Below are 24854 nucleotides of genomic sequence, written 5' to 3'. Positions count from 1 at the left end.
CAATTGTCTTGGCAATATCTGCATCAACTGGTCTCCCAACTGGCTGCAAAAATCTGTTCCAGCGTCGCTTGCGGCGATTGCGGATCGATGTCGAAAAGGTCCGAACGGGCTGTCCACATCACCATGCCGCTGATGATCTCTTCGCCTGGCTCGACAGTCGGCACGGGCAGTTCGGCCAGCGCGGCATCCAGTTCGTCTGGCGTTAGCTGGCCATGTTGGGCGGCGATGGCCGCCTCTTCGATGTTGGAAAACCACGCCTCGGCATCGGCCAGCCGAAGGGGAGCTTGAGCAAGCTGCGCAACGACGGTTAAAGGGAATTGTCTGCCAACTCTGTCGGCACTCTGCAAAACGATGCCTGCTGATGCGCCGAAGGTAGCCGGGCCAGCCAAGAAGCGCAGCGCGGTTGTGCTTGGCCAAAATTCTGACCCGATCAGCGGAACGATGTGCTGCGCCAGCCAGCGGTCCCAGAGGCGCACAAAGTCGCCCGGCAGCCGCCGCGTCGCGAAATCGCCGGTAGCGGGCATTTTTCCGTAGAAGCCGGGCAGGATCATATCTGCGGTGGACATGAGAATTTCTTGAACATTTGCAGGTTGTAGGGGTTTTCGACGCTTGCCGCCTTGAGCTCGAAATCGGCCCACATTCCCTTCGTGCCCAGGCGTAGGCTGTAGACATCAGTCAGCGAAGTGCCTGCGAAACGGCCGCTACGCAGCATCCTCAGCCAGGCCCAGCTGCCGGTCTCGTTGAGGAGGATTTCGGGCGATCCGTCGATCGGCTGGAAGGCGAGCGAGATGACCCCGGTTCCGTCTTTGCCGGGCCATGTCATTGGTTGCGGCCGTGTTGCGTTGTTGTAATAGACGAGGCTCTGGCCATCGAGATTGAGCGTGACGCGCGTCACGTTTGGAGATAGGTCCTTCGGTTCGAGCGTGAAGCTCATCACCGGTCCGGTCCCACCGGGAAACAGATCGTCGCGGATGTGCCTGGCCTGCTCGAACGCCGCCAGCGCCGAAGCATCGAGGCCGAAATCGGCGCGCCATTTCCATGGTTGGCTGGTCATGTCGACATAATTGATCAGGTGGTCGTTGATGAAACCGTCGATCAGCCCGGCCGGTCCGAACAGCCTGGCGAAATCCCGCACATTGACGTCCACCGCGCTGTCGGCGCTGAAGGGATAGCGGTCGTTCAGCGCAGCCTGGCAGAAAGGCAGTATGTCGGCCCGCCAGATGGCGTTTAGCTCCGAAGTGACCGCCTTCTGGGTCAAATTGCTGGTGTCACCGGCAATGCCGCCCAACCAGGCGTTGATAGGATCGGGCAGGATCTGCGCTTGCCTGGCAACCGCACCCGTCAATTCGGCAAGGCCGCCTTGCTTCTTGATGGCGTCCTGCGGATTGGGGTTCGCAGTGACCGTCTGCAGAACATTCGACAGCGCGGTCAGCGCGACAACGGCGGCATCGAGTGCCGGCGGCTGGCCGTCGACTTCGGCAATAGTGCTCTTGAGCGGCTTGAAATGTTCGGCCACCAGATTGCCGGTCAGGTCGACCTCGCCGGCTGACCCGGCGCGGGGAAGCAGTTTCGCACCGCTTGTCGCCAGCTTGCCGAGCTTGCCAAGCTTGCCGAGCAGTTTGGAAGCGCCCTTGGCTGCCGTCTTGTCGTCGGCCGGCGCCTCATCGGAGCGCGTCAACTCGGTCTCCTGAACGACCGCGGTCAGCAGCCGCTTCAGGGCTGAATCGGCGCTGGAGAGATCCTTCAGATTTTCACTGGCGACATTGAGATCGGTCAACGGCGCCAGCCTCATGTCGCGCAGGAAGCTGTCCCACTGCGCGACGTAGTCGTCATAGTAGAGCTTGAGAACATCCTCGGACAGCGCCGAGACCGAGGTTTCGGAATTTTCCGAGCAACCGCCGGCGAAAACCGCGCGATCGAGCGCCGCCTGAGCGGCGACATCGTCGATGCGGTCGAGAATGACGTCGTGGAAGCCGGCAAAAGTGAAGGCTCCGGAAATGCCGACGCGAAGTGTCTTGGCGGAACGCCGCGCAAACACTTTGCCGCCATTGGGGCCGGCAAAATTCGCCGGTATCCATTCCTTGAGCTCCGCCACTGCCGGATCCGCCAGCAACTGCTTGTAGGCACGCGCCGGCAACGAAATCGTGCACACCGTTTTCAGCGCTTCGGCAACCAGGGCCTGGTCGGGCGCGACATAGCTCTCGTCGACCGTCATGCGGCGGATGGCGGCAAGCTGATGCTCTTCGGCATCGGCGGTCGGAAATGGTGCCGCGGCCGCGAATTCGGGCAAGCTGTTCACCCACCAGTTCTGGGCGAAATCAGGATCCATCTGCGACAGACCCGTCATCATGCGATAGGTCTTGAGAGCGCCGAGCATGAAATCCGGATCGCGGATCTGCCGCCACATGGTGGCCTCGAGCAGGGCGACCATGCGTGGCTCGAGAACATTTCGCAGGGCATGGTCATACGTGTCGGTCTGTGCCCGCACCATTTCTGCCGAGGCCGATGGCCCCAGAAGGTCCTGGGCGGCGCCGGGCGGGGCTGTTCGGGCATTCGCGACTGCGTCCATCGCATTGAGCGCAGTGTCCATGGCCGGCTGCTCCACCGATGCCTGCGTTGCGGCAGCCGAGGTCAGCGGCATCTGCAGCGCTTCGAACTGGCCTGCCTGGGCAGAGATCGCATTGCGGTTGTCGTAATAGGACCAGGTGAACACCGCACTGGCCAAGAGCCCCGCTGCCGCACATCCAGCCGCCGCACCCCGCCAGATCCAGGCGCGGCGCCGTTGCGCCAGCGGATCGAATGTACCCAGGCCCGCTTCCTTGAAGATGACCTCGGTGAGCAGGTTCTTCAGGAAGAAGCTGCGTTTCTCGACCCTTGACGCGGGCAGGGCCCGGCGTGGCGGAAGGCCGAAGGAAGAAGACAGCGCCGCGGTCAGCCGGTCGATCGGCGCTCCTTCCTGCGTTGCCGACGTCAGATAGAGCCCGCGCAGCCAGGCAGCCTCTTCATACCGGCTTTCACCGAACATCGCCTCGATCAGCACCTGGATCGGTTCGGACAGACTCGCGAGTTGAGCCGGGAAACGGAAAATCTCGGCACGGGCGGCGAGTTTCTCTTCGTCCTCCAGGCGTGGCACAAGCCGCCGCTCGAGTTGCGTCGCCAGCGTCGAAATCTCCCGTTCGACTGTCTTGGCGTCCACGCGCGCATCCAGCGGGAAAGTCGTTCCCCATACCTGCTCGCGCGCGGCGGTGGACAGACCGCCGAAGAACGGTTCGAAACCCTTGATCAGATCGGCCTTGGTCAGCATCAGATAGACTGGAAGGCGGATTTCGAGGCGGTCGTTGAGCTCGGCCAACCGGCGGCGGATCTTGCGGCCGTGTGCCTTGATGGCTTCGTCACCCTCCGAAAGCACGTCGATCGAAAGCGCGACGATCACACCGTTGAGCGCGCGGCGACCCCGGTGCTTCTTCAAAAGATCGAGGAAGCCCAGCCATTCCGCCGCGTCGACATCGGGCTGGCTCTCCTGCTGGACATAGCGGCCGGCGGTGTCGATCAGAACGGCGTTCTCGGAAAAGAACCAGTCGCAGTTGCGCGTGCCGCCGACCCCCTGCAGGTCGTCGGTGAGGTCGATCGGAAAGTTCAGTCCAGACTGCCGCAACGCCGTGGTCTTGCCGGTGGCCGGCGGCCCGACGATCACATACCACGGCATTTCGCGCAGAAACTTTCGTCCGCCCAGTTTGCGGCGCTTCAGTTCGGCCATCACCTCGGCGAATTTGGCACCGACGGCCGCGACATTCTCTTCGCCGGGGCTGAGCGGCTTTTCCACCACTGGCGCGGCAATCTCGGCGACGAACATGCGGTTGGCGCGGATCGCCCGGCGCTGGGCAACGATCAGCCAGATCAGCCAGAAGATGACCAGCAGCGCGATGATGACGATGCGCACGTTATCAGAGGCGAACGGTTCGTAGGGACCGACCCTGACGATCGGACCGAACACCCAGATGACCAGGGAAAGCAGAGTGAGGCCGATCAGCGTCCACAGCCAGCGCGATGTCAGGACCGCCCAGAGGAAGCGCAGGATGAACATCTCACAACCTCTTTTCGACGAGCACCTCGACGCGGCGGTTCAAGGCCCGCCCCTCGCGCGTGCTGTCGGTGGCGACTGGATCGGTTGCCGCGCGGCCCTCGGAATGGACGCGGTCCCGTGGCACTCCGTTCTGGACCAGCATATCGGCAATCGTCTGGGCGCGAGCCTCGGACAGTCGCTGGTTGGTCGACAGCGGATTGGTCTTTTGCAGCGGAACGCTGTCTGTGTGACCGACCACGGTGATGTTTCCGATAAGCTCCTGATTGGCGAGGATCACCTTGGCAAGTGACCCGATCAGCGGTTCGAAGCCTTCGGTCAGTTGTGGCCTCGACGACTGGAACAGTTCGGGGTTGGAGCCCTGGATGATCAGCTTGGCCAGCGAAACGCTTTCGGTGCCGCTGAGGGCGGATCTGAGGTCGGCCGGCGCCCCGGCCTGAAATTCCGGCAAGAGCGCAAAATCCACTTTCTCCGGAGGTGGGGCGTCCACCTTTGGCGACGTGCGGCTGATGTCGCCGCGTGCAGGCGGGGGCAAGGCGCGCACAAGCGCGGACAGCTCGACCGCCTGGCTGCTCAGTCCCATCGAGAGCCCGACATGGATTGCCGTGGCGACAACCGCCGCGCCGAGCGCCATGACCCAGATCGGAACAATGAAGCGCTGCGGCTCGTCGGATGCGATCACGCCTTTCCAGTTTGGCGACAGTGGAGCGCCTTCGGCGTCGGCATCGCGCAGGAAGCGTGCCGCCGCCACGCGAACGGCATTGAGCGAGCGGTCGCCTGACCGGCCGGGCACACGGTATTTGCCGCGGAAGCCGAGCGCCATGCAGTCATACTGCAGCTCCAGCAATTCGCGATCGCGGTTGGGATGGCGCTCAAGTTCGTCGAGACGCGTGAAGAACTGCGTGCCGGCGTCGACATCGCCGCGCAGCATGACCACAAGCGGCTGCCGCGGCCAAGCGCTGGCACCGCCCCATGGCGTGTTCAGGGCCAGATCGTCGAGCAACGCCGCCACCACCCAGGCCGCCTGGTCGGCGCGCTCCATCGAAGATCCCGCCGACATAGCCGTATCGCGCGCCCGAACCAGTTCTTCGAGCAATCGGGTGCGCAAAGCTTCCGGATTGTCCGGCGCCAGCGCGCTTTCAAGCTCGGGAGCGAATTCGAGCAAGGCCGCGAATGCGTTGACGAGTGCGTTCGGATGGGTGCGGGAGCGCTTTACCACCGCGCCTGGCAAGAGTGGCGCCATCGGCCGCGGCATCGGCGCGCCGGTCAATCGAATGCGAGTGCGTTCGCGATCCTCCGACAGTCCGAAAGGATCATCGCGGCTCATGATCTCACCTGTTCACCGAATAGCAGTCCACCTGCGGCTCGCTTGGCAACACGCCCGAAACGCCGATGACGAAGCCGGGGGCATCGAGCAGCGACGCCCAGTGCTCACTTTTCTGGTCCAACTCAAGGCATAACCGATCGCCATCGTAAGGAATCTCGCGCGGTTGGGAATGAAGCGGCTTCAGCGGAATGCCGGGCAAACGCGATTTCCACAGGCCCTCGAACTGGTCGGCCGAGCCGACAGTCGCCTGATTGACGAATATCTTGCGCAGCGCGTCCTCCGACAGCTCCGAACCAACCCGGATGACGATCCGGCTGGCCACCAGCAGCTTCGGATTGTCGATGCGGATTTTCCAGACATTGGTCGAATGCCGCATGACCGGCAGTGCACGCGATTTCGGCTCGATGTAACGCAGGCTGAGGATGAGCGAGCGCAGCGCATCCGCCAGAGCCATGTATGCGGGCCCCGGGGCCATGTGGTCGTAGGCGGGCAACTCGCCCAGCCGCCGCGCGCTCGAGCCATAGGTCGCCATCGAACCGGCGAGGCCGGCAAGCTCCAGGTAAAGCTCGGCTGGATGGAAGACATCCTGCGCCAGCATGTGGGCCAGCCGCGGACGCGCCGCATTGGCGAGATTGAGCATCAGCAGATCTTCGACGCTGCGCCCAGGCCCACCCATGACCATCTTGCCATGCGCCTCGGCGATCTGATCGAGGCCTGTCACGACCTCCAGAAGCAATTGCCGATACCAGGCGACCGCGCCGGTAACCAATGTTGGTGGCAGGAAGGTCTCGTCTAGTGAGACGCCGCCATCAGCTCGAACCCCCTTGAGGTCGGCTATCGGCAAGGCTGTATAGCCACCCACCGACTTGCCGGGCGCCAGCAGCAGCGATTGCGGACGGGCGATTTCGATTTCTTCAGGATCTGATCCGCCCTGGACGGCGTCACGCACCGAAACGATCCGTCCATGATATCGCGCTCCCGAGGCGGCGGCGTGCGCCGGATCGAAGCCGACACCGCCCGGAGGCTCCAGCGGCAAGGCGATCAGCACCGGTCCGGCGCCCGTGTCCGGGGTGACCGGCAGCGGTCGCGGCGCGTCCATCATATCTGGAATGGAAAAAGGTGTCCCATCCGGAAAGATGCCCCGTGCGGATAGAATCGAAATCTGGCCGGCCTCCAGCGATGCCTGGTCAAGCGTCAGCTGTTGAAAGCCGAACGTATGCAATTGCCCGGCCTGCAACGCGCCGCGCACCGTCGCCTCGAAGAAGCGATCCTGCTGCTGGAAATGCTGGGTCCGCAGGAAAAGCCCTTCGGACCATAGCACCCTGTTTGCATCGCTCATGCCGCTACTCTCTGCATTGAGCTCCCCTTGCCCTGGCCGCTAGGCGGAAATGCCGCCGCTGCCAAGCGTGACATTGATCGTGAATTTTGATCCAGGCGATACCGACTTGGTTGTCCGCCAATTCCTGCCGCCAGGCTCGCGGATCAGTGCAACGAAGCCCAGCGCCGTCGCGTCCGGCTCGACAGTGATGGTTTTGGACGCGGATTTTCCCGGCCCGACGGAAATCTGATCGGATCCGATGAGATCGCCTGCCAGCGCCGTGCCAGCATCCCCCTGCAGCGCGAAATAGTCGGCGGAATTGAATTTGCCGGTGCTTTTCAGCCGCATCACGAGAACCGTCACCGGCCGGTCGCCGCCACCTGGCCCCGGGTTCATGCCGGCGCCGCCGGTCAGGTTGACAGTGATCACCGATGGTTTTGGCGGACCACTCTGGCAAGCCGCAAGCAGCCCTGTCGCGCCCAGGGCAACGACAAATTCCCGTCGATCGATCATGTCTCACTCCTCCTCATATGCATCTCGAAAATCAGCGCCGATTTCACCAAGGAAGCTTTTTTCCGCGCTCTCAGCGATTTCGCGATGGCGTTTCTGGTAAAGCTCCCACAGCTTGGCGCTCCGCCCACCCGAGAGCAGGGTGCCGATCGCGGAATTCGATTTCAGCTCTTCCTCGATCGCTGCCGGGTCAAAACGGTCGATCATCCGCCGCAAGGCGGCCTGTATGCCTCGCCAGGCGCGCACGTGATGTTGCGCAAGATCGCGAACCGCATCGGCGATTGCCGCTTCGCCGGCGAGAAATCCGGGGCTGCGATCAGCGATGAGCGTCACGATGGCGTCATCGACCGTCGGCAGGAACTTGAGCGGATTGACTTCGGAGGGCCCGACCATGGTCTGGGCGACGCGCGCGTTTCCCTTTTCCTCAGCCCGCTTGCGCAGAAGCTGCATCAGGCCTTGCATCATCAGCCGGTATTCGCGACCAAACTTCTCCATTTCCGCGATGCTGTCGCGTCCGGGAAACTCGGCTTCCTCGACACCCATGCCGTGCAGGAACGCGGCGCGAAGCGCCATCTCCTCCGGCTGCGCCGCTGCTGGCGGGCGGGCGGCTTTGGGAGCAGCGCCCACACGTGGTGGAGGAGGGGCATCCGCCGGCTGCACCGGCAAATCCCAGGGATTGGCGGATTGGGATGGTTTGGCGATGCGCTCGCGCTGTCCGGTCGAACTGGCGCCGTTCGCCGAACTGGGCGCCGCGGCTGGTCCGAAACCAAAATCATCATTGAAATGGGACGGCTTTCCAGGAGTGGCTTCGGCTCCGCGGCTGGGGGACGGCACCGGGTCGAGGCTGAATGGGTCCACCTGGCTCGTCGCGCCGCCCGGTTCGCGATAAGGGGCGGGATTTTTCGACACGGGCGTTGAAACCGGATCGAGGCTGAACGGGTCATCGAAACCGGGCGAGTTGCGCTGGTCGGAGTTGGCACGTTCGAATGCGCCCGGAACCGGCTGCTCGAACGGGTTCGGCAGATCGGCCGGACGTGGCCGTCGCGGCTCTTCCTCGACCTTGGCGGAAAAGAAGTCATCGCGGCCGATGCTCACCGGCGCCCGGGACGCCGGCGGCGCGCGTTCAGGAACCGGCTGGCCGGCTGCGGGTGCTTGAGTGGCTGGCGTTTGCAGGTCGACATGGACGATGTAGTCGCCAAGTCTCATCCGCATGCCGCTTTGAAGGCGCGTCGACTTACCGGCACCAAGCGGGCTGTCGGAGTCGTTTATGAACAATCCGCTGCTCGACGTGTCGGTGACAAAATATCCATCTCGCCCGCCAGAGATCTTGCAATGCGCTCGCGAAACGAACATGTCGGGATCGTTGATCTGCCAGCCCGCGTCCGCGCTGCGGCCGATCACCAGCTCGCCCTCGTCCAGCCGGGTCTGCTGTACCGCCTGGGTGCGTGGCCCTTTTTCCAGCGTCAGCAGCAGACTCATGCCGCGACCCCCGCCATTTCCGGCCGCCATCCGACGATTGTCCGCAGCCGCATGTCGTCAGCATCGCCCCTTTCAGCGGGTCGCGCAAGCCAGGCGGTCCGCCCGAGCTGAACTGATCCGACACGGGGCGGCGGCACGGCTTCACGCGCAAGCACGATGCGCAGGTCGACGTCGAGCGATTCCCCGACCATGTCGCGAACCGCCTGCTTGAACAGTTTGAGCCGCTGGCCGCCAGGCAGGAACGCCTTGAACTCCTCGTACCCCAACGGGCCGACACGCAGTTCAATCCTGCTTTGGCGGCTGAAAACGCGCGGGCCGATCGTCGCCCCCTTGCCGAGCCCCGCAAAGGCCTTTGCAAGACGGGTCTGGAGCCCGGTTGGTACTGTTACCCAGGCGGCGATGAATTCCTTGATCTGTACCGGCACCTTGAACGCTTCCGCCAGGAACAGCGTCAGCCGTTCCGGGCCGTCGACCTGATTGGCGAGCGAAGCCGCCTGGCGAAGTTTCACCGTATCGAGATCGGGGTCCTGGGTGCCGGGAAGTCCGATCCCGGCCATGGCTTCAAGCATGGCGCGAATGCGCCCGCCGACCGCGCGTTCGACCTGTACGGCCGGATGCGCATCCGCCCACGCCCGATAGTAGAGGGCGATCATACGGTGCTGCAGAATGTTGACGAAGTCCACGAACGTTGTGTCGCTGGTCAGCTGCGCATCGGCGCCGGCGAACCAGCGTTGCGACAGGCGGTCGAGCACCCAGCGCGTCAGATGCAGCGGCATTGGACCCTCGGGTCCCAACAGACCGAGATTTGCCACCGTGACCCGGGCCGGCGCCCTGTCGCTGGCTTCGCGGAACTGAACCAGATCCCGTGCGGAAAAGGCGAGGCGAACATGCTGGCCAAGCCGTGCCGGCTCACGGTCAGGGCGGCCGGAATGGCCGAACAGACCGCTCCGTTGTTCGAGACGGCGCAGCAGTTCGAAAAAGTCGAACGTCTCGGATAAAACTTCGGCCCGGTTCGGGTCGGGCTTGTCTAGATCAGGTAGCGATTGCCGGGCGTCATCGGCCATAGCACATCCTCCTGCTTCTGCAGCAGCCGCGTGCGGGTTCGCACGAAGCCGTTTATCCCGGCGTGACGGGCAAACAGCCGCGCCAGCAAGGCCGAAAGCAGCAAGGTGCTTTGGCCGGCCAGGACCGATTGATCAACATGCAACGTCACTTCGGTACCGCGTCCGAAGCACATCGGCCCATCGATTTGCAGACGTTCGATGACCGGCTGCGAGTCGATACGCACGATCGAATGCACATTGCGGGCAAGGCTCGGATCGCCGCGATCGGCATAGAGGTCGAGCAGCGCATGCAGGGGGTCGATGCCGCGGCCTTCCTTGGCAAGACTGAGAAAGTTGAGCGCGAGCTGCGCCACCAGCCGCCAGGCGAGATCGTCGGCCCGCGATTCACCGTCGGCCCCAGCCGGCAGTGCCGCGGGGATAGCTGGCTGCGGCGGACGCAGCGCGCCAAGAAGCCTTACAGTTTCGACCGGGTCGCCGGCCTCTAGCGTCAAGGTCGGATTGTCATCGAGGATCGGCAGATCACGATTGGTGCAAAGGGCCATGACGTCGAGACGCTTCAGCGGCCGGGTCGTCGGGCTTGCGAGCGGCCGGGATACGGCCAGGAAAACGTCATCCCCGGTGTAGGACGTGCGGGTCAGGCCGTCGCGGCGCTCCTCTTCCGTCGCCCGGCGTGGGCGCCGCTCGATTGAATAGACCCAGCCACTACCGCGGTTCTGACCCAGGCTGAAGAGTTCGGGGATTTCGGCGTCGTTGCCTTCACTGTCGGCGTCCTCGACGCGGTTGACCCGATAGATTTCGAAGTCACGCGCCCGCGTCCGGTCCGCATGCAACACCTGCCGCGTCTTGCGCGCATCGACTTCGACGACGTTGCACTCGCGTTCGAACAGATTGATGATCGGCGTGGCGAAAAGTTCGAAGTCCGCCGGCGTCAGATCGGCCAACTCAGGCGCCGCGCGTCTGAACAGGAAGATGATCTCAAGCCCGGCCGCGCATTTGCGCACGATGGGCTGCAGCCCCGAAAGCCGCGCATAGTGAAAGCGTTCGGGCATCATGAAGTATTCGCGCAGCAGGCGGTACCCTTCGAATGTCGGGCGCGTGCGCGGCATCAAGGCTTCGTCGTCGCTGATGCCGACCATTGCGGGTACCGGCAAGGCCGACAACGGGTTGGTCTTGCCTTCGGGTCGTGCGCCGGCAGCCGTGCAGGCGCCGAAGATCGCGTCGAACAGCAGCGGCGCCTTGGTGCGCCCGGCAAAATAGAGGTCGAGTCGGTCGAGCGCCAGTTCGTCGAGCTTGCCTTTTCCGGTCCGGGCCAGCGTGATGCGGAGCGCCGCCTCGCCGCCGACGCCGCCGATCGGCCCTATGCCGGCCATCGCCATCGCACTGCGATCCTGAAAATAGCTGACCGAAGTAATCCCTATCGGCCACAGGGTCATTTCTTGCGCGGTAGAGAAAGTGCAGCGTGTCGACAGGCCGGACTGCAGGCTGGAAACCAGCCGCGTGTTGCGCTTGACGACGTGGCCGGCGAGCATGGTCTGGACCTGCTGGCCGGGTCTCAACACCACCATCGCCGTTGCCGGCGCCGGCGTGACCAGATCCGGATAGAGAACATCGAGCACACTGCGTGAAAATCGCGAGCGCTCGGCGTCGACCTTCAGCCGGGTGCGCGCGGCGAGGAAGGCGACGCCGTCCAGCAGCCGCTCGACATATGGGTCCGGACACGGGACCGTGTCGAGGGAAAGGTTGCGCGCCACTGCTGGATGCATGTCGGCGAATTCCGCTGCGAGGCCACGGATATGGGTCAGTTCCTCCTCGTAATATTCGACGAAGACTCGATCCATCTCAGGCGTCCCTAATTTCGGTCCGCGCCAAGCCGTTATCGAGATTGATCGTGGTGCGCAGGCGCATGCGTTCGGGCGTCGGCGTCATGATCAGCACGGCGTCTATCTCGATCTTCAGGCCAACGGTTTTGTCGCCGAGCGTGACCGTAACCTTTGTTGCGCTTTCCTTCAGGCGAGGCTCGAAGGTGGCGAGCACGGTGCGGATCTCACGCGCCAGCACGTCGCGATCGAAGTCGCGGGACGAGCGGCCCGAGAAGGAAGGCACGCCATAATTGACCACGCTTCGGCGGACCTCCGGAAAATCGGCAAGCGAAGGGGGATTGTCCGAAACCTGTTCATTTTCCAGATCGGAAAGAAGCGGTGTGGCCTCGAAGCGCTCCGTGTTGAAGAGCGCCTCGATGTCACGTCGTACCGCTTCCCTGAGCACTCGGGCCGATACCACCACGCCACGGCTTTCGATCTCGACGCGGTGCTGGGTCTGAAAGGCCAATCGATGCAGACGGCGTTTCTGATCCGGTGTCAGTTCCGTATCGGCGTCGATGGCCCGCGTGCTGCCGGCAACGAGTGTGTCGAGGCGGTCCGCGCCAAGCTCGTCGAGCAGGAAATGGCGCAGCCCCTCTATTTCCGAGGTCAGACCCGGCAGGTCATTGACGAGGCGATCCCAAAGCGATGGCTGGACGGCTTCGCTTTTTGCCCGCAAGCTACCGGTGGTCTGCCGCTTGCCCGCGCCGGGCTGCCGAACCTCACTTGCCGACATAGACATCCATTTCGGCTTCATCGTTGCCGTCATAGACGAACTTGATCTTCTTGTAGGCGAAGCTGACTTCTTCCTGGATCAGGTCTTCCTCATCCTCGGCCTGCGACATGTCGTACTCCATGACGAAGGCGTCATTCAGTGTGATGACCAGATAATCCTTACTTTCGCCATCGATGGTCCGGCGCGCCGAAAACACCACTTCATCAAGGGCCTTGTTGTCGAACAACGCCTTTTTCAGGTAGGGCGAGGATTTGTCGTAGTGTTTAGTGAACTTGATCATGCCCATGTTCACGCGGCCACGGCGCGAGATCGAATTCGGATCATAGGGGGCGACCATCTTGTAGTCGACGCCATGAATTTCGATCTCATCTTCGTGCCCGTCGCGGGTGCTGGGGCCTTTGATATCGGGAACCTTCAGAAAGCCATCAATTTTTGTAGTCGTGGGCATTGTGTTTCTCCACCGCTTTCAAAAACCAGGATGTTGTTGCTGCAAATCAAGTCTTAACGGACGGTAGTTCCGACACCAGTCGGAGCGAGGCGTTGATGCCCTCCAACTGGTAATGCGGGCGCAAATAGAAGCGGGCATTGTAGTAGCCCGGCCGCCCCTCCACGCTGTCCACCTGAACCTCGGCGGCGGCAAGCGGGCGCTTGGCGCGCGCCTTGTCGTCGGCAAAGGCCGGGTTGGCCAGCACGTATCGGTTGATCCACTCGGTCAACCAGATCTGCATGTCGGAGCGCTCCTTGAACGAGCCGACCTTGTCGCGCGCGATGGCCTTGAGGTAGTGCGCAAAGCGCGAGACCGGGAATAGGTAGGGCAGGTTGGCGCTCAGCCGCTCGTTGGACTGCGCATCGGGATCGACCAGCCGCCCCGCTCGTGTCTCGTCGTCCTGCAGCGAGTGGGCCCCGATGAAGGCCGCGAGATCGGTATTCTTCCGGTGCAGGATGGGCATCAGGCCAAGCTTGGCCAGTTCCGCCTCGCGCCGGTCGTCGATGGCGACTTCCGTCGGACATTTCATCGCGATCGAGCCATCATCGGTCGGGAAGCTGTGCACCGGCAGGTTGAGCACCGTGCCGCCATTCTCGACGCCGCGGATCTGCGTGCCCCAGCCAAACAGCTTGTGGCTGCGGTTGATGTTGACGCCCATCGGGAAGGCGGCGTTCATCCAGACATATTTGTTGTGGTCGCCCTGCACCTCTTCCTCGAAGGTGAAGCCCTTCACCGGAACGGTATCGGTGCCGTAGGGCAGCCGCGCCAGGACGCGGGGCATGGTCAGGCCGATGTAGCGAGCGTCCTCACTCTCGCGCAACGACTGCCACGAGGCATAGGCCGGATTGGAGACGATCTGCTGCAGGTCTTGCGGGTTCGGCAATTCCTGCCAGCTGTCCATGCGGAACAGGCGCGGCGAAGCGGCCGCGATAAATGGCGTGTGCGCCGAAGCGCAGATGCCCGAGATGTTGCGCAGCAGGCCGACGTCGCGCGGGTGGTTGGAAAACTCATAGGCGCCAATCACGCAGCCGATCGGCTCGCCGCCCAGCATCGAATACTCGTCTGTATAGACTTTCTTGAAGATCGGGCTCTGATCCCACATCTGGCCTTCATAGTCTTCAAGCGTATCGGCCAGCTGTTCCTTGGAAATGTTCATCACCCGGATCTTCAGCTTCTGATCCGTCTCGGTGTTGTTGACAAGATACCAGAGGCCACGCCATGTGCCTTCCATTTCACGCACTTCCGGCGCGTGCAGGATCTCGTTGACCTGGGTCGTCAGCATCTTGTCGATGCCGGCGATCAGCGATTTGATCGACTTGATCGCATTGGACGAGATGGTCGTGGTGTCGGAACGGGACTGCGCCGCGAGCGCGAGATTGCGCACGAGTTGCTGCAGCTTCTCGCTGTCGTCCTTCTTGACCTTGAAATCCTTCTCGAGGAGTCCGCTGAATTCTCCAAGGTCTATGGCCTCGGCCTCGGCGGCGACTGCGGCGGTCTTTTGCTGTTCGGCCATGATTTATTCCCCAACCTTGTCGTCATCCGACAGTGCCTGGTTGGCGATCTTGCCAAGCAGCGGTTCGTTGTTCAGAAGCTGCGCGATGCGTTTTTCGGCATCGACGCGGCCATCCATGAAGCCCAGCAATTCCTCAAGCTGACGACGCATCTTGAGGATCTCGGCCAGTTGCGGAACCTGCTCGGCGATCTTGTCCGGGGCGAAATCACCCATCTTGCTGAAGGTGAGATCGAGCGCCAGTTCTTCGTCGCGCTCCTGGCCTTCGGCCTGTGGCAGGGTATTCTTCACCCGGGCTTTGACGCGGGGCCCGAGCGCCTCCATGAATTTTGGGAAGCGGTTTGCGTCGGTCTCGACAAAGGAGCGGTCCAGCACCGACTTTGACGCTTCCTTGGTTTGCGAAGCACCGGCAAGGTCGGCCATCACGCCCATGACAAACGGCAGTTCGATCGTCGTCGGGCTGCCGTAGGTTTCCACATCGTAGGCGATCTGCACTCGCGGCGCGCGGTTTCGTTCGATGACCTTCGCTTTGCTTTCGGCTGGCATGTGTTGTTACCTTTCATCCTTCTGAGCCGTCTTCTTGGCATCGGGAACGCCGGCAAGCAGCCTGAATTCCTTCAGCCCAGACGGGGCGAGATCTTCCATCAGTTCAACGAAATCCATATGCACCATCCGGCGTACGCGCCGAGCCAGGTGCGGAATCGGGCTCGACGGTTCGGTGCGGTCGTAGAAGGCGACGACGAGGTCGAGGCATTTCACCACGTCGTCGCGCGAGGAAATCCGGTCGGGAAGCCCCGTGCTCGGCTCCGCGTAGCTTGCCATACTTGCCATCGCATCGGCTCCATGACCGTTTCGAGCAGGCGTTGCAGGTTCTGCCAGCGTCGGTGGCTTGGCCACGCCATTAGCCACGGGGCCGGCAGTCGAATTTCGTTCGAGCGTCGTCTGCAAACGTTGCAGAAACCGTTTCAAGTCTGGAACGGTAGCGCCACCGCTGCCTTCGAGACGAGCATTGAGGGCGGCTTCGACGGCATCGAGGGCGGCGATCGCGGCGCGTCCATCGGCGATGAGCGCAGTCATTTCCGCCCCAGCCTGATCGATCTGAGCCGCGCACGCGCTGCGCACCCGGTTCAACAACTGCCCGTGCTCGCTTGCCAGTTTCGCCTTTTCTGCCGTGTTTAAACCCGAAGCAGCCTCCTGAAGCATGACCCGCTCGTCGAGCGAACCCTTCTCCAGATCCTCGCCCAGGATCGGCCCAATGGCGCGCGGAGCAAAGAATGTCATCTTCCGCAAATCTTTGAGCAGACCATCCTGGCCATTCTGAAGGTCAGTAAGCGCATTGATGCGGCGTAGGGCAGCGTCCCGCGGTGTGGCGCCTGAACGCAGTGCGGGGTGCATGGTCGCCCAATGCTGATCGAAGGTTTGCGCGATTAGGGTTAGGCCGTCAGCCAGCCCGGCCAGCTGGTGCTCGTTGGCCAACGCACGCGTGACAATGACGAGAAGGCGCAGATCTCGGCCGTGTGAGCGCAGCTCTTCGGCCATGGTGAGGACGGCGGGCCAGTCGACCGGAACGGCGATTTCCGTGTTTTTGCTGCCTTGGAACTCGACCTTTTTCTGCTGTTCTGTCAAACGCTCCAGTTCATGAAAAGCCGGGTCGTTGCGCAAATCCACCCCTGACGGATTTTCACCGTCAAGCGGAGTAAGCCAGAGTGCGATATTAATCACACAATCCCCCAGCGTCGGCCCTCGAGACCGTAGTTGACGCCACGTTATCACACCGCCGCACATTACGACAATTCAACAACTGCTCAAAAATTACAGAAGCTAAACGAATGCCCAATCCATGGTGCGACTTGCCGTACCTGTATGGCAAATGCTTCGCATAGACGTGCGCATTCCATGGTTGTTTGCGGCCTTTGGTGCGAGACCTCGCTCAAACAAAGAATTCGGCTGACCGGGCATTGAGGCGCCGTCCATCACGCGCTTTGTCAAGTGACGGCTTATGTGGCAGGTTACGGACTGGCAGATTGCAGGAGCAAGTTCGATGGAGCCGCGCCGGTCATCGCAGACCTTCAAACGCAAGGAACTGGTCGGCAAGCTCGATTCTGTCGGCGTGCGTGCCTTTAAGGCCGCAGCCGACACCGCCAAACTGCGCGGCAATCCTTACGTAGAACTCGTCCACTTTATCGAGCAACTGGTGCTAACGAACCGGTCGGATGTTCAAATGATCATCGCCGATGCGGGAGTGGATGCGAGCCGGCTCACGGCCGATATGACCCGCGCCGTCGACAAGCTGCCTTACGGCGCAACGTCGATCGAGGAATTTTCCGACCATATCTTCCATGCCATCCAAGAAGCCTGGAACCTGGCAACGCTTGAGTTCGGGGTCGAGGAAGTCCGCAGCGCCCATGTTCTGCTTGCCTGCCTGAAGACGCCGGTGCTGGAAGGCCTGCTGTCGAAGATCAGCGGCGAGTTTGACCGGATCGACGCCGCCGCCGTCATCGCACGGTTCGACGATATCACGGAAGGTTCGCTCGAAGCGGGCGGCACGACTACGGTTTCCGCCGCAGAGGCGCCGAAACGGCTTCCGGGCGGAGATTCGGCGCTGGCGAAGTACGCCACCGACCTGACCCAGCGCGCTCGCAACGGCAAGATCGATCCGGTCGTCGGCCGCGATCCGGAGATCAGGCAGATCGTCGATATCTTGATGCGACGCCGGCAAAACAATCCAATCCTCACCGGCGAGGCCGGGGTCGGCAAGACCGCAGTCGTCGAGGGTTTTGCCTTGCGTATCGCCGAGGGCGACGTGCCGCCCAGCCTGCAGAACGTCAGTGTACGCATACTCGATGTCGGATTGATGCAGGCGGGTGCAAGCGTAAAGGGTGAGTTCGAAAAACGCCTCAAGGCTGTCATCGATGAGGTTCAATCGTCTGAAACGCCGGTCATCCTGTTCATCGATGAGGCCCACACCTTGATCGGCGCTGGTGGCGCCGCTGGAACCGGCGACGCGGCCAATCTCCTGAAGCCGGCGCTGGCGCGGGGCGAGTTGCGCACCATCGCCGCAACGACCTGGGCCGAATACAAGCTGCACATCGAGAAAGACCCGGCGCTGACCCGCCGTTTCCAGGTGGTAAAGATCGATGAACCGTCGGAGGCGGTGGCCGTTCTCATGTTGCGCGGCGTGGCCGGCGTTCTTGAGCAGCACCACAAGGTACAGATACTGGATGAGGCGATCGAGGCGGCGGTCGGCCTGTCGCATCGCTACATCCCGGCACGGCAACTGCCCGACAAGGCGGTAAGCCTTCTCGACACCGCTTGCGCCCGTGTCGCCATATCGCAGCACGCCACGCCGGCAGAGGTCGAAGACATTATGCGTCGCCGACAGGCGCTGGAGGTCGAGCGCGGCATCATCGGCCGCGAGGCTGCGATCGGCATCGAGGTAACCGAGCGTCAGGCTCGGGTCGACACCGGGCTTGCCGAGACCGAGGTCACGCTGGCCGCCGCGCAGCAACGTTGGGATCGTGAAAAGGCGCTTGTCGCCGAAATTCTGGAATTGCGCGCCAGGCTGCGCGGCGAAGGTGTGCCGCTCGATGCGGTGGAGACGCCGCAGACCCATACCGATGCCGCGAACGCGATTGAGACCGGGCTGCCCAAGACCGAAACGCCCAACACCGAACCGCTCGAATCCAAAGCGGACATGGAGATAGCACCGACGGCCAATGCCCTTCCGCCCGATCCGCCCGCCGATCTCGTCCGGCTGCGCGAACTGACGGCCGAACTGGCCGAGGCGCAAGGCGAAACGCCGTTGATCCTGCCGTCGGTCGACCGCAACGCCGTGGCCGCGGTCGTTCAGGATTGGACGGGAATCCCGACCGGGCGGATGCTGTCAAGCCAGACCGAAAAGGCGTTGCGCCTCGCCGCTACCCTTTCCGAACGCGTGGTCGGCCAGGATCACGCCATGGAGATGATCGCCAAGCGTGTGCAGACCAGCCGCGCTGGGCTCGGCGCGCCGGAAAAACCTGTGGGCGTGTTCCTGCTCTGCGGTCCGTCGGGCGTCGGCAAGACCGAAACCGCATTGGCGTTGGCCGAAACACTCTACGGGGGCGAGCAGAACCTCATCTCGATCAACATGTCCGAGTTCCAGGAGGCGCATACGGTCTCTACCTTGAAGGGGGCGCCGCCTGGTTATGTCGGCTACGGGAAGGGCGGCATCCTGACCGAGGCCGTCCGCCGCAAGCCTTATTCGGTGATCCTGCTCGACGAGGTCGAGAAGGCGCATCCGGACGTGCACGAGATCTTTTTCCAGGTTTTCGACAAGGGCATGATGGACGACAGCGAAGGCCGGCGTATCGATTTCAAGAACACACTGATCCTGCTCACCTCGAACGTCGGTTCCGAAGTGATCATGGATCGGACCAGAAATGGTACGTTGCGGGCAGGGCTCGACGATCTGGACACCGCGCTGCGCAGCCCGCTGCTGAAGGTCTTCCCCGCAGCTTTTCTCGGCCGGGTGGTGACCATTCCTTACTATCCGCTCTCGGATTCGATGATCGAAGCGATCACCCGTCACCAGTTTGCCAAGATCGCTCGCCGGCTGCGTGCAACCAACGACGCGGAACTGGTGATCGGCGATGGTGTCATGGACTTGGTCAAGGCCCGCTGCACCGAGATCGAATCCGGCGGACGGATGATCGATGCTATCCTGACCAATACGCTTCTGCCGGAATTGAGCCGCGGGGTGCTGAACCGGTCGCTCGAGGGTGAAAAGATGACAAAGGTAACCGTCGGTGCCTCCAGGGAGGGCTTCACCTATTCCTTCGAGTAGGAATGCCGATGACGATGTTTCGGTTTTCTAGGCAGGTATGCCAGCCGGCTTCACGATTTGAAGGCACGGAAGCCCCATGCCTGCCGCTTCATCTCGGCCCAAATAGGCAACATGATGATGTCGGGGAGTAGGCAAATCGTCGGATTGAACCCAATAGTTGACGAAATTTTCCAATATTTTCGTGGCGACTTTCGTTTTAAGATAGTAACTTCTTGATGGTCTTGATGTCGCAGTCTGCACGACTCTGGAGACAACAGCGATTCAACTGGTTATATGCTGTTTTAACAAATGAGTTGGAGTAAGGGGAGGCGGCGGCAATAGCGTAGTCTCGGCGGTTTCTGCACTGCTCCACGTCGCTGCGCTTGTCTGCCCCTTCGTCCTCGTTTCCAAGTAGGTTGAGTTTATCAAACCGTGGAGCGCTGGATATAAAGAACCATCGGTATCACGTAAGGCTATGGCCTAGAATGGCGTGCAAATCGGTGGGTTTTGCGTGCCGACAGGTGCCGATGTCCGCCTCACGAGGTCTGGACGACGCCTGGACCTATCGTCGCGAATACCGGCCAGAATGGGCGCGCAGGTTCTGGTCCATTACGGCAGTGGCGTGAAAGAAGCCGAAGCCATCGTCACAGATATCCGCAAGGCCGGCTGACGCACCGAGACTGCTGCGCGATCGAACAGCGAAAGACCGAGCTGTTGTTCCAGCGTGTCGATCGCGTGCTGGTAGCGGACGTAGGGTGCCGCAGGCGTTTGGCCGTAGCGGTAAACTTCCCGTCTTGGCGTTGCCAAACAGCAACAGAGGCCAAAGTTCGTCGCCGTCATGATCTCTGCCAGTCCATTTAAGGATTGCCTGTGGGTCAAGCTGAGATCATACATTAGCTGGATGTCATACGTTCCTAAATTTCTAGTTAGCTTAGACCATACATTCCTAATTAGTTGATTTGTGGAGATCGACACCATGGCTGCGCGCGCAAGCGGCGAAGCTGCGGGCGAGCCCATTCCGGAAGAGAGCGAACCGGTCGAAGCCTCGCCCGATCTCACTTATTCGATGTCGGCCGGGCTGGTGGCGCGGTTGAAGGCGCTGGATGTTGCGCTCGCGGTTACCTCTTACCAATCCGGCCTGCTCTATCTCATCGGCCGCAACCCGGAGACTGGCGGGCTCAACGTCCACCAGACGCCGATTCTGCGGCCAATGGGACTCAGTCACGCGTCAGATGGAACGCTCGTGGTCGCGGCGGGGTTACATCTCGTGCGCTTCGTCAACGCGCTGGAACCGCACCAGCGTGCCAATGGGATCTTTGACGCCTGCTACGTGCCGCGCACCGTGCACATCACCGGGGAACTCGACGCGCATGACGTCGGCATAGGGGCGGCCGGCCAACCCATATTCGTCAACACGCGCTTCAACTGCCTTGCTGCCCTATCAGACCGCTACAGCTTCGAGGAAGTGTGGCGGCCGCCTTTCGTCTCGGCGCTGGTGGACGAAGACCGCTGCCACCTGAACGGCCTGGCGATGCACGAGGGCGGACCCGCCTACGTCACGGCTGTCAGCCGTTCCGACACAATCGACGGCTGGCGCGACCGGCGCGCCGACGGTGGCGTCGTGATCGATGTCAAGACCAGCACGATCGTGTGCGAAGGGCTCTCGATGCCGCATTCGCCCCGCCTCCATCGCGGCGCACTGTGGCTGCTCAACTCCGGTACCGGCGAGTTCGGCACCGTGGAACTGCCGAAGGACGGCGGCATGGGCCGCTTCGAGCCAGTCGCGTTCTGCCCGGGTTTCCTGCGCGGGCTGGCTTTTTACGGCCGCTACGCTTTCGTGGGTCTTTCCAAGCCGCGCTACAAGCGCTTCGAGGGGCTGGCGCTCGACGCTCGCCTCGCCACGGCTGATTCAGAGCCGTGGTGCGGCATCCAGGTCATCGACCTGGAAAAGGGAAACTGCGTCGACTGGTTCCGCATCGACGGCCAGGTGGCTGAACTCTACGATCTTGCCGTGATCCCCGGCTTGGCCTGCCCTATGGCGGTAAGCCCGGGCTCAGCCGACGCGGCGACCGTCATCAACCATGCGCCGGGTGGAGCGCTGCCGCAATTGCGATCGAACGATTCAGTTGCCGCGGCTGTCGTGCCAGCCCCGGCCACCCAATGACCAAAGGCTGACACGCAGCGGGGGCCATCATGAGCCAGGCGACGAAACTGGGAAATACGGATAGGCCGGCGCTCAGTCTGCGCAACCGATTGGTGCTCGGTAGCGCGCTCGCGACGAGTGCCTTCGTCGGTGGCTATCGCGGCTATGTGCGCCGCGCCTACGCAAACTGCAGTGGCGCCGGCGGCATTTATACCTGCAGCAACGCGACGGGGACGACGCAGACACTCACCGGCACGCCGCTGACGGTAACGACGGTCAATGGCGGTGGCTTCAGCATCGACACTAGGCCCTCCAGTGAGGGCGGCGGTGGAAACGCCTTCACTCTGACCGGCACTGGCGGACTCACATTCACCGACTCCAATTTCTCCACCATTATTGGCGCCGCTACCGGCGTCAGCGCCGTTAACGGCGGGGGGGCACTGTCGATCACTGCCACGGGTGCAGTCATCGGCACTAGTGGCACGGGCATTTTCGCCCGCAATGGCACTTACTATGGCTCTGAATATGGCTCCGATATCCCTGGCACGGATTTAACAATCGTAGCGGGGAGCGTTAACGGCGCATCGGACGGTATCACCGCGCAGAACAATGGAATCGGCGCCCTTTCGATCACTACAACAGGTACGGTGACGGGGACCAGCAGATACGGCATCTATGCCAGTAACTCCGGGGGCACCGATCTGACGATCGAGGCGGCTGATGTGTCCGGCGGAACATCCGGCATACACGCAGAACACTACGGCACAGGCGCACTGTCGATCACTGCAACCGGTATGGTAACGGGAACGGCGGGAGACGGGATTTATGCCCGTACCTTGTCCGACGTTATTTCCAGCACCGATCTGACGATTGAGGCGGCTAATGTGTCCGGCGGGATCTATGGCATCTCCGCTGAACATCACGGCACCGGCGCCCTCTCCATTACTGCCACCGGTACCGTGACAGGGGGGACCGGCGCTTTCACTGGAGGCATCTACGCACGAAACTATGGCGGCGATCTCACGATCGCCGCCGGGGACGTGAGCGGTGGTCTGGGCATCGGCGCCGACCAGGAAGGCACTGGCGTCCTTTCGATTACCGCCGTCGGCACCGTGAGGGGGACGTATGCGAGTGGTATTTTTGCCTTTACGGGCGTCAACTCTACCGGCCTCACGATCAACGTTGCTGATGTGAGCGGCGACATCGGCATCTTCGCCGAACACCACGGCAGTGGCGCGCTCACCATTACCGCTAGCGGTCCGGTGACGGGAGGGATTGATTCCGGGGGCATCTTTGCCTTGACCGACGACAACGCTACCGGCCTGACGATCGAGGCGATCGATGTGAGCGGTGGGGCGTACGGCATCTTTGCCGAACACCGTGCCAGTGGCGCACTGGCAATCACCACCACTGGCACTGTGACTGGGACGACTGATGATGGCATCCATGCCGTGACATACGGCGGCGCCACCGACCTTACGATCGAAGTGGCGGACGTGAGGGGTGGGGAAGCCGGGATCTACGCCCGACACAGTGGCACTGGTGCGCTTTCTATTACCGCCAATGGCACGGTGACGGGAAATGGCGGCTCGGGCATTTACGCACGCAACGACTCCGCCGCCACTGGTTCGGCCACTACGGTTACGGTGCAAGATAGCGCGACGGTAAGCGGCTCCGCGGTCGGCGTCGAGCTTGTGTCCGGCACGGGCCGCGCAGCGGGCGTGGATAATGCCGGTTCAATCGCAGGTGCAACGGGTATTCTCGCGAACACGGCAGGCTCGGCTACGATCACGAACGCCGGTTCAATCACCGGCACTGGGGGCACCGCAATCGATCTTACCGGCGCGGGTGCCAGCACAATCAACCAGCAGGGGGGCGTCATTACCGGCAACATCCTGCTTTCGGCCAGCCCGGACGCGGTCAGCGTTGCTGGCGGCACGATCGCCGGCAATGTTGTCGGCGGGGCGGGCGACGATAAAGTGACCGTCAGCGGCGGCGCCATCACTGGGAACGTAACTGGCGACGACGGTGATGAAATCGTAGCGGTCTCCGGCGGCACCATCCACGGCAATGTCAGCGGCGGTGCCGGATTCGACCAAGTTTCAGTTTCCGGCGGCACAATCGAGGGTGGCATCGACGCAGACCACGTCCATCTCTCCGGCGGCACGATTGACGGCAACATCACCGGCCTCGGCGCCAACACGCTGATTATTGATAATGTCGGCGCGGTCGATCCGCTCAACCTTGCCGACAGAGTCCTGTTCAGCGGCACGGGCGCCAACGGCACCGTCACCGGCACCGACCTCGCGGCCGGCGGCAAGAGCCAGAACTTTGCCGGCTTCGACAATTTTTCGGCCGACGCTTCCACGCTCCGCTTCAGCGGTGGCACGCAAGGCATCAACCAGCTCAACCTCGGCAATGGCTCGACGCTGTTCATCAACGGCAACGTCACCATGCCGGGTTCGATCATCGCGACGAATTCAACGCTGTTCATCAACGGCAACTTCACCATGTCTGGTTCGATCATCGCGACGAATTCGCTGATCGACATGACGGACGGTTTCGCCGACGACGTGTTGACGACGCTCGGCGGCCTAACCCTCAACGGCGCCCGCATCGGCCTCGACATCAACCAGCAGACGGTGCAGGCGGATCAACTCGTTGCCAGCGCGTTTTCGGCCACCGGCGCCAACACCATCATCGTCAATCTGCTGGGCACGCCGCAATTCGCCCAGGCGACCGATATCCCGCTGATCGTCTCGACCGGCGGACCGATTGCCGGGACCTTCGACGTCGTGGGCATTCCCGGCACGCCGGGCTCGCTTTTCACCTATCAGGTCGTAGCCGGCCCGAATGGTGGCTTGTTCCTGCGTGCCACGCCGGCCAATTTCGGCATAGCGGCGGCGCCCACCAGCGCCACCAACGCCGGCGCGGTCACGGTGGCAATCGACGCTCTCTACGGCATAAACCGCGACGCGCTCGATGCTGACCTCAACCTCTCGCCCGCAACCGGGGGTGCAATGGTGCCGGTTTCGTCCAGCTTCGGCGTCTTCGCCTCAGGCCAGTTCGCCCATACCGAGCATGACGGCTACGACATCAGTGGCGGTGGTTTGAACGGCCCCGGCCCGAGCTTCGATGCCAATGATTTTTCGGCCGCCGTCAGCCTGGATTTCAATGCCGCCAAACACTTCCAGTTCGACAATGAGTATGGTCTGAACATCGGCGTTTTCGCCGGCTATGCCTCGACCGACGTCAACCTCGGCGCGTTCCGGGGATTTGATGCCATAGGCGAAGGTACCAACAAGGCTGGCATGTTCGGCGGCTACGTGTTGTTTCGCAAAAGCGTCGACTACGCGTTGGTCTCCGCCTCCGGCTTCATCGGCGGAAGCGACGTGACGAACGGCGTGCTCGGCACCACCGGCAGCTATGATACCAAGGGCTATGCGGTCACGGGATCGGTCGGCCACATCTTCATGCTGGGCGAACGTACCCGTTTCGACCTGCGCGGCGGCCTGCTTGGCGTTTCGTTCCGCGGCGAT

Annotated in this window: 17 protein-coding genes; 3 read left to right on the top strand and 14 right to left on the bottom strand. The window is 62.3% G+C overall.

All coding sequences use genetic code 11. The annotated features are described in order from the left end of the window. Window positions 1-23: 23 nt before the first annotated feature. Genes tagF through tssA form a run of 13 tightly spaced genes read right to left on the bottom strand, consistent with a single transcriptional unit; the run spans window position 24 to window position 16093 of the window. Window positions 24-551 carry a type VI secretion system-associated protein TagF gene (gene tagF, locus NKH57_RS26945; protein ID WP_352948847.1) on the bottom strand — a complete coding sequence of 176 codons (528 nt, stop codon included), beginning with the start codon at window positions 549-551 and terminating at the stop codon, window positions 24-26. After that, window positions 548-4084 (bottom strand): type VI secretion system membrane subunit TssM, encoded by a 3537-nt coding sequence (gene tssM, locus NKH57_RS26940; RefSeq protein WP_352948845.1) that lies wholly within the window; start codon window positions 4082-4084, stop codon window positions 548-550. The genes tagF and tssM overlap by 4 nt, the downstream gene beginning before the upstream one ends. Window position 4085: 1 nt before the next feature. After that, a complete protein-coding gene (icmH, locus tag NKH57_RS26935; protein ID WP_352948842.1) occupies window positions 4086-5408 on the bottom strand; it encodes a type IVB secretion system protein IcmH/DotU in 1323 nt (440 codons plus the stop codon). Between the two features lie 4 nt (window positions 5409-5412). After that, window positions 5413-6747 carry a type VI secretion system baseplate subunit TssK gene (gene tssK / locus NKH57_RS26930; protein WP_352948840.1) on the bottom strand — a complete coding sequence of 445 codons (1335 nt, stop codon included), beginning with the start codon at window positions 6745-6747 and terminating at the stop codon, window positions 5413-5415. Window positions 6748-6786: 39 nt separating this feature from the next. Continuing rightward, window positions 6787-7239, bottom strand: a complete 453-nt coding sequence (gene tssJ / locus NKH57_RS26925) for a type VI secretion system lipoprotein TssJ (RefSeq protein ID WP_352948837.1) — start codon at window positions 7237-7239, stop codon at window positions 6787-6789. 3 nt (window positions 7240-7242) lie between these two features. After that, window positions 7243-8715 (bottom strand): type VI secretion system-associated FHA domain protein TagH, encoded by a 1473-nt coding sequence (gene tagH, locus NKH57_RS26920; RefSeq protein ID WP_352948836.1) that lies wholly within the window; start codon window positions 8713-8715, stop codon window positions 7243-7245. Continuing rightward, complete coding sequence (gene tssG, locus NKH57_RS26915; RefSeq protein ID WP_352948833.1) at window positions 8712-9779, bottom strand: type VI secretion system baseplate subunit TssG; 1068 nt, start codon at window positions 9777-9779, stop codon at window positions 8712-8714. Before tssG ends, tagH begins: the two co-directional genes overlap by 4 nt. Then, a complete protein-coding gene (tssF, locus tag NKH57_RS26910; protein WP_352948831.1) occupies window positions 9743-11617 on the bottom strand; it encodes a type VI secretion system baseplate subunit TssF in 1875 nt (624 codons plus the stop codon). Before tssF ends, tssG begins: the two co-directional genes overlap by 37 nt. Before the next feature lies 1 nt (window position 11618). Continuing rightward, window positions 11619-12374, bottom strand: coding sequence for a type VI secretion system baseplate subunit TssE (gene tssE, locus NKH57_RS26905; protein WP_352486073.1), 756 nt, complete (start codon window positions 12372-12374; stop codon window positions 11619-11621). Continuing rightward, on the bottom strand, window positions 12361-12822 hold the full coding sequence (locus NKH57_RS26900) for an Hcp family type VI secretion system effector (RefSeq protein WP_023758847.1): 462 nt from the start codon (window positions 12820-12822) through the stop codon (window positions 12361-12363). The genes tssE and NKH57_RS26900 overlap by 14 nt, the downstream gene beginning before the upstream one ends. Before the next feature lie 46 nt (window positions 12823-12868). Continuing rightward, entirely contained in the window at window positions 12869-14374 is a 1506-nt protein-coding gene (gene tssC, locus NKH57_RS26895) for a type VI secretion system contractile sheath large subunit (protein WP_023758846.1), read from the bottom strand. Between the two features lie 3 nt (window positions 14375-14377). Further along, a complete protein-coding gene (gene tssB / locus NKH57_RS26890) occupies window positions 14378-14917 on the bottom strand; it encodes a type VI secretion system contractile sheath small subunit (protein WP_023758845.1) in 540 nt (179 codons plus the stop codon). Between the two features lie 6 nt (window positions 14918-14923). Then, window positions 14924-16093, bottom strand: a complete 1170-nt coding sequence (gene tssA / locus NKH57_RS26885; RefSeq protein ID WP_352948828.1) for a type VI secretion system protein TssA — start codon at window positions 16091-16093, stop codon at window positions 14924-14926. Between the two features lie 319 nt (window positions 16094-16412). On the opposite strand from tssA, the gene tssH reads away from it, so the two are divergent. Then, window positions 16413-19193 carry a type VI secretion system ATPase TssH gene (gene tssH, locus NKH57_RS26880; RefSeq protein WP_352948825.1) on the top strand — a complete coding sequence of 927 codons (2781 nt, stop codon included), beginning with the start codon at window positions 16413-16415 and terminating at the stop codon, window positions 19191-19193. Between the two features lie 588 nt (window positions 19194-19781). Here the strand turns inward: tssH and NKH57_RS26875 are convergent. After that, the gene (locus NKH57_RS26875) at window positions 19782-20066 is read right to left on the bottom strand and encodes a hypothetical protein (protein ID WP_352948823.1); all 285 of its coding nucleotides are present in this window, start codon (window positions 20064-20066) and stop codon (window positions 19782-19784) included. An 82-nt stretch (window positions 20067-20148) separates the two neighbouring features. Here NKH57_RS26875 and NKH57_RS26870 point away from each other — a divergent pair, with 82 nt between their 5' ends. Together NKH57_RS26870 and NKH57_RS26865 are read left to right on the top strand one after the other, a co-directional pair. After that, the gene (locus NKH57_RS26870) at window positions 20149-21336 is read left to right on the top strand and encodes a TIGR03032 family protein (RefSeq protein ID WP_352948821.1); all 1188 of its coding nucleotides are present in this window, start codon (window positions 20149-20151) and stop codon (window positions 21334-21336) included. Window positions 21337-21365: 29 nt separating this feature from the next. Continuing rightward, a partial coding sequence (locus NKH57_RS26865) for a beta strand repeat-containing protein (protein ID WP_352948818.1) occupies window positions 21366-24854 on the top strand: 3489 nt, incomplete at its 3' end.

Origin of the sequence: Mesorhizobium sp. M1050 (genome assembly GCF_040318715.1) — a bacterium.
In the GTDB taxonomy this organism is placed as follows: Bacteria; Pseudomonadota; Alphaproteobacteria; order Rhizobiales; family Rhizobiaceae; genus Mesorhizobium.
This window is presented reverse-complemented; position numbering and strand designations above follow the sequence as displayed.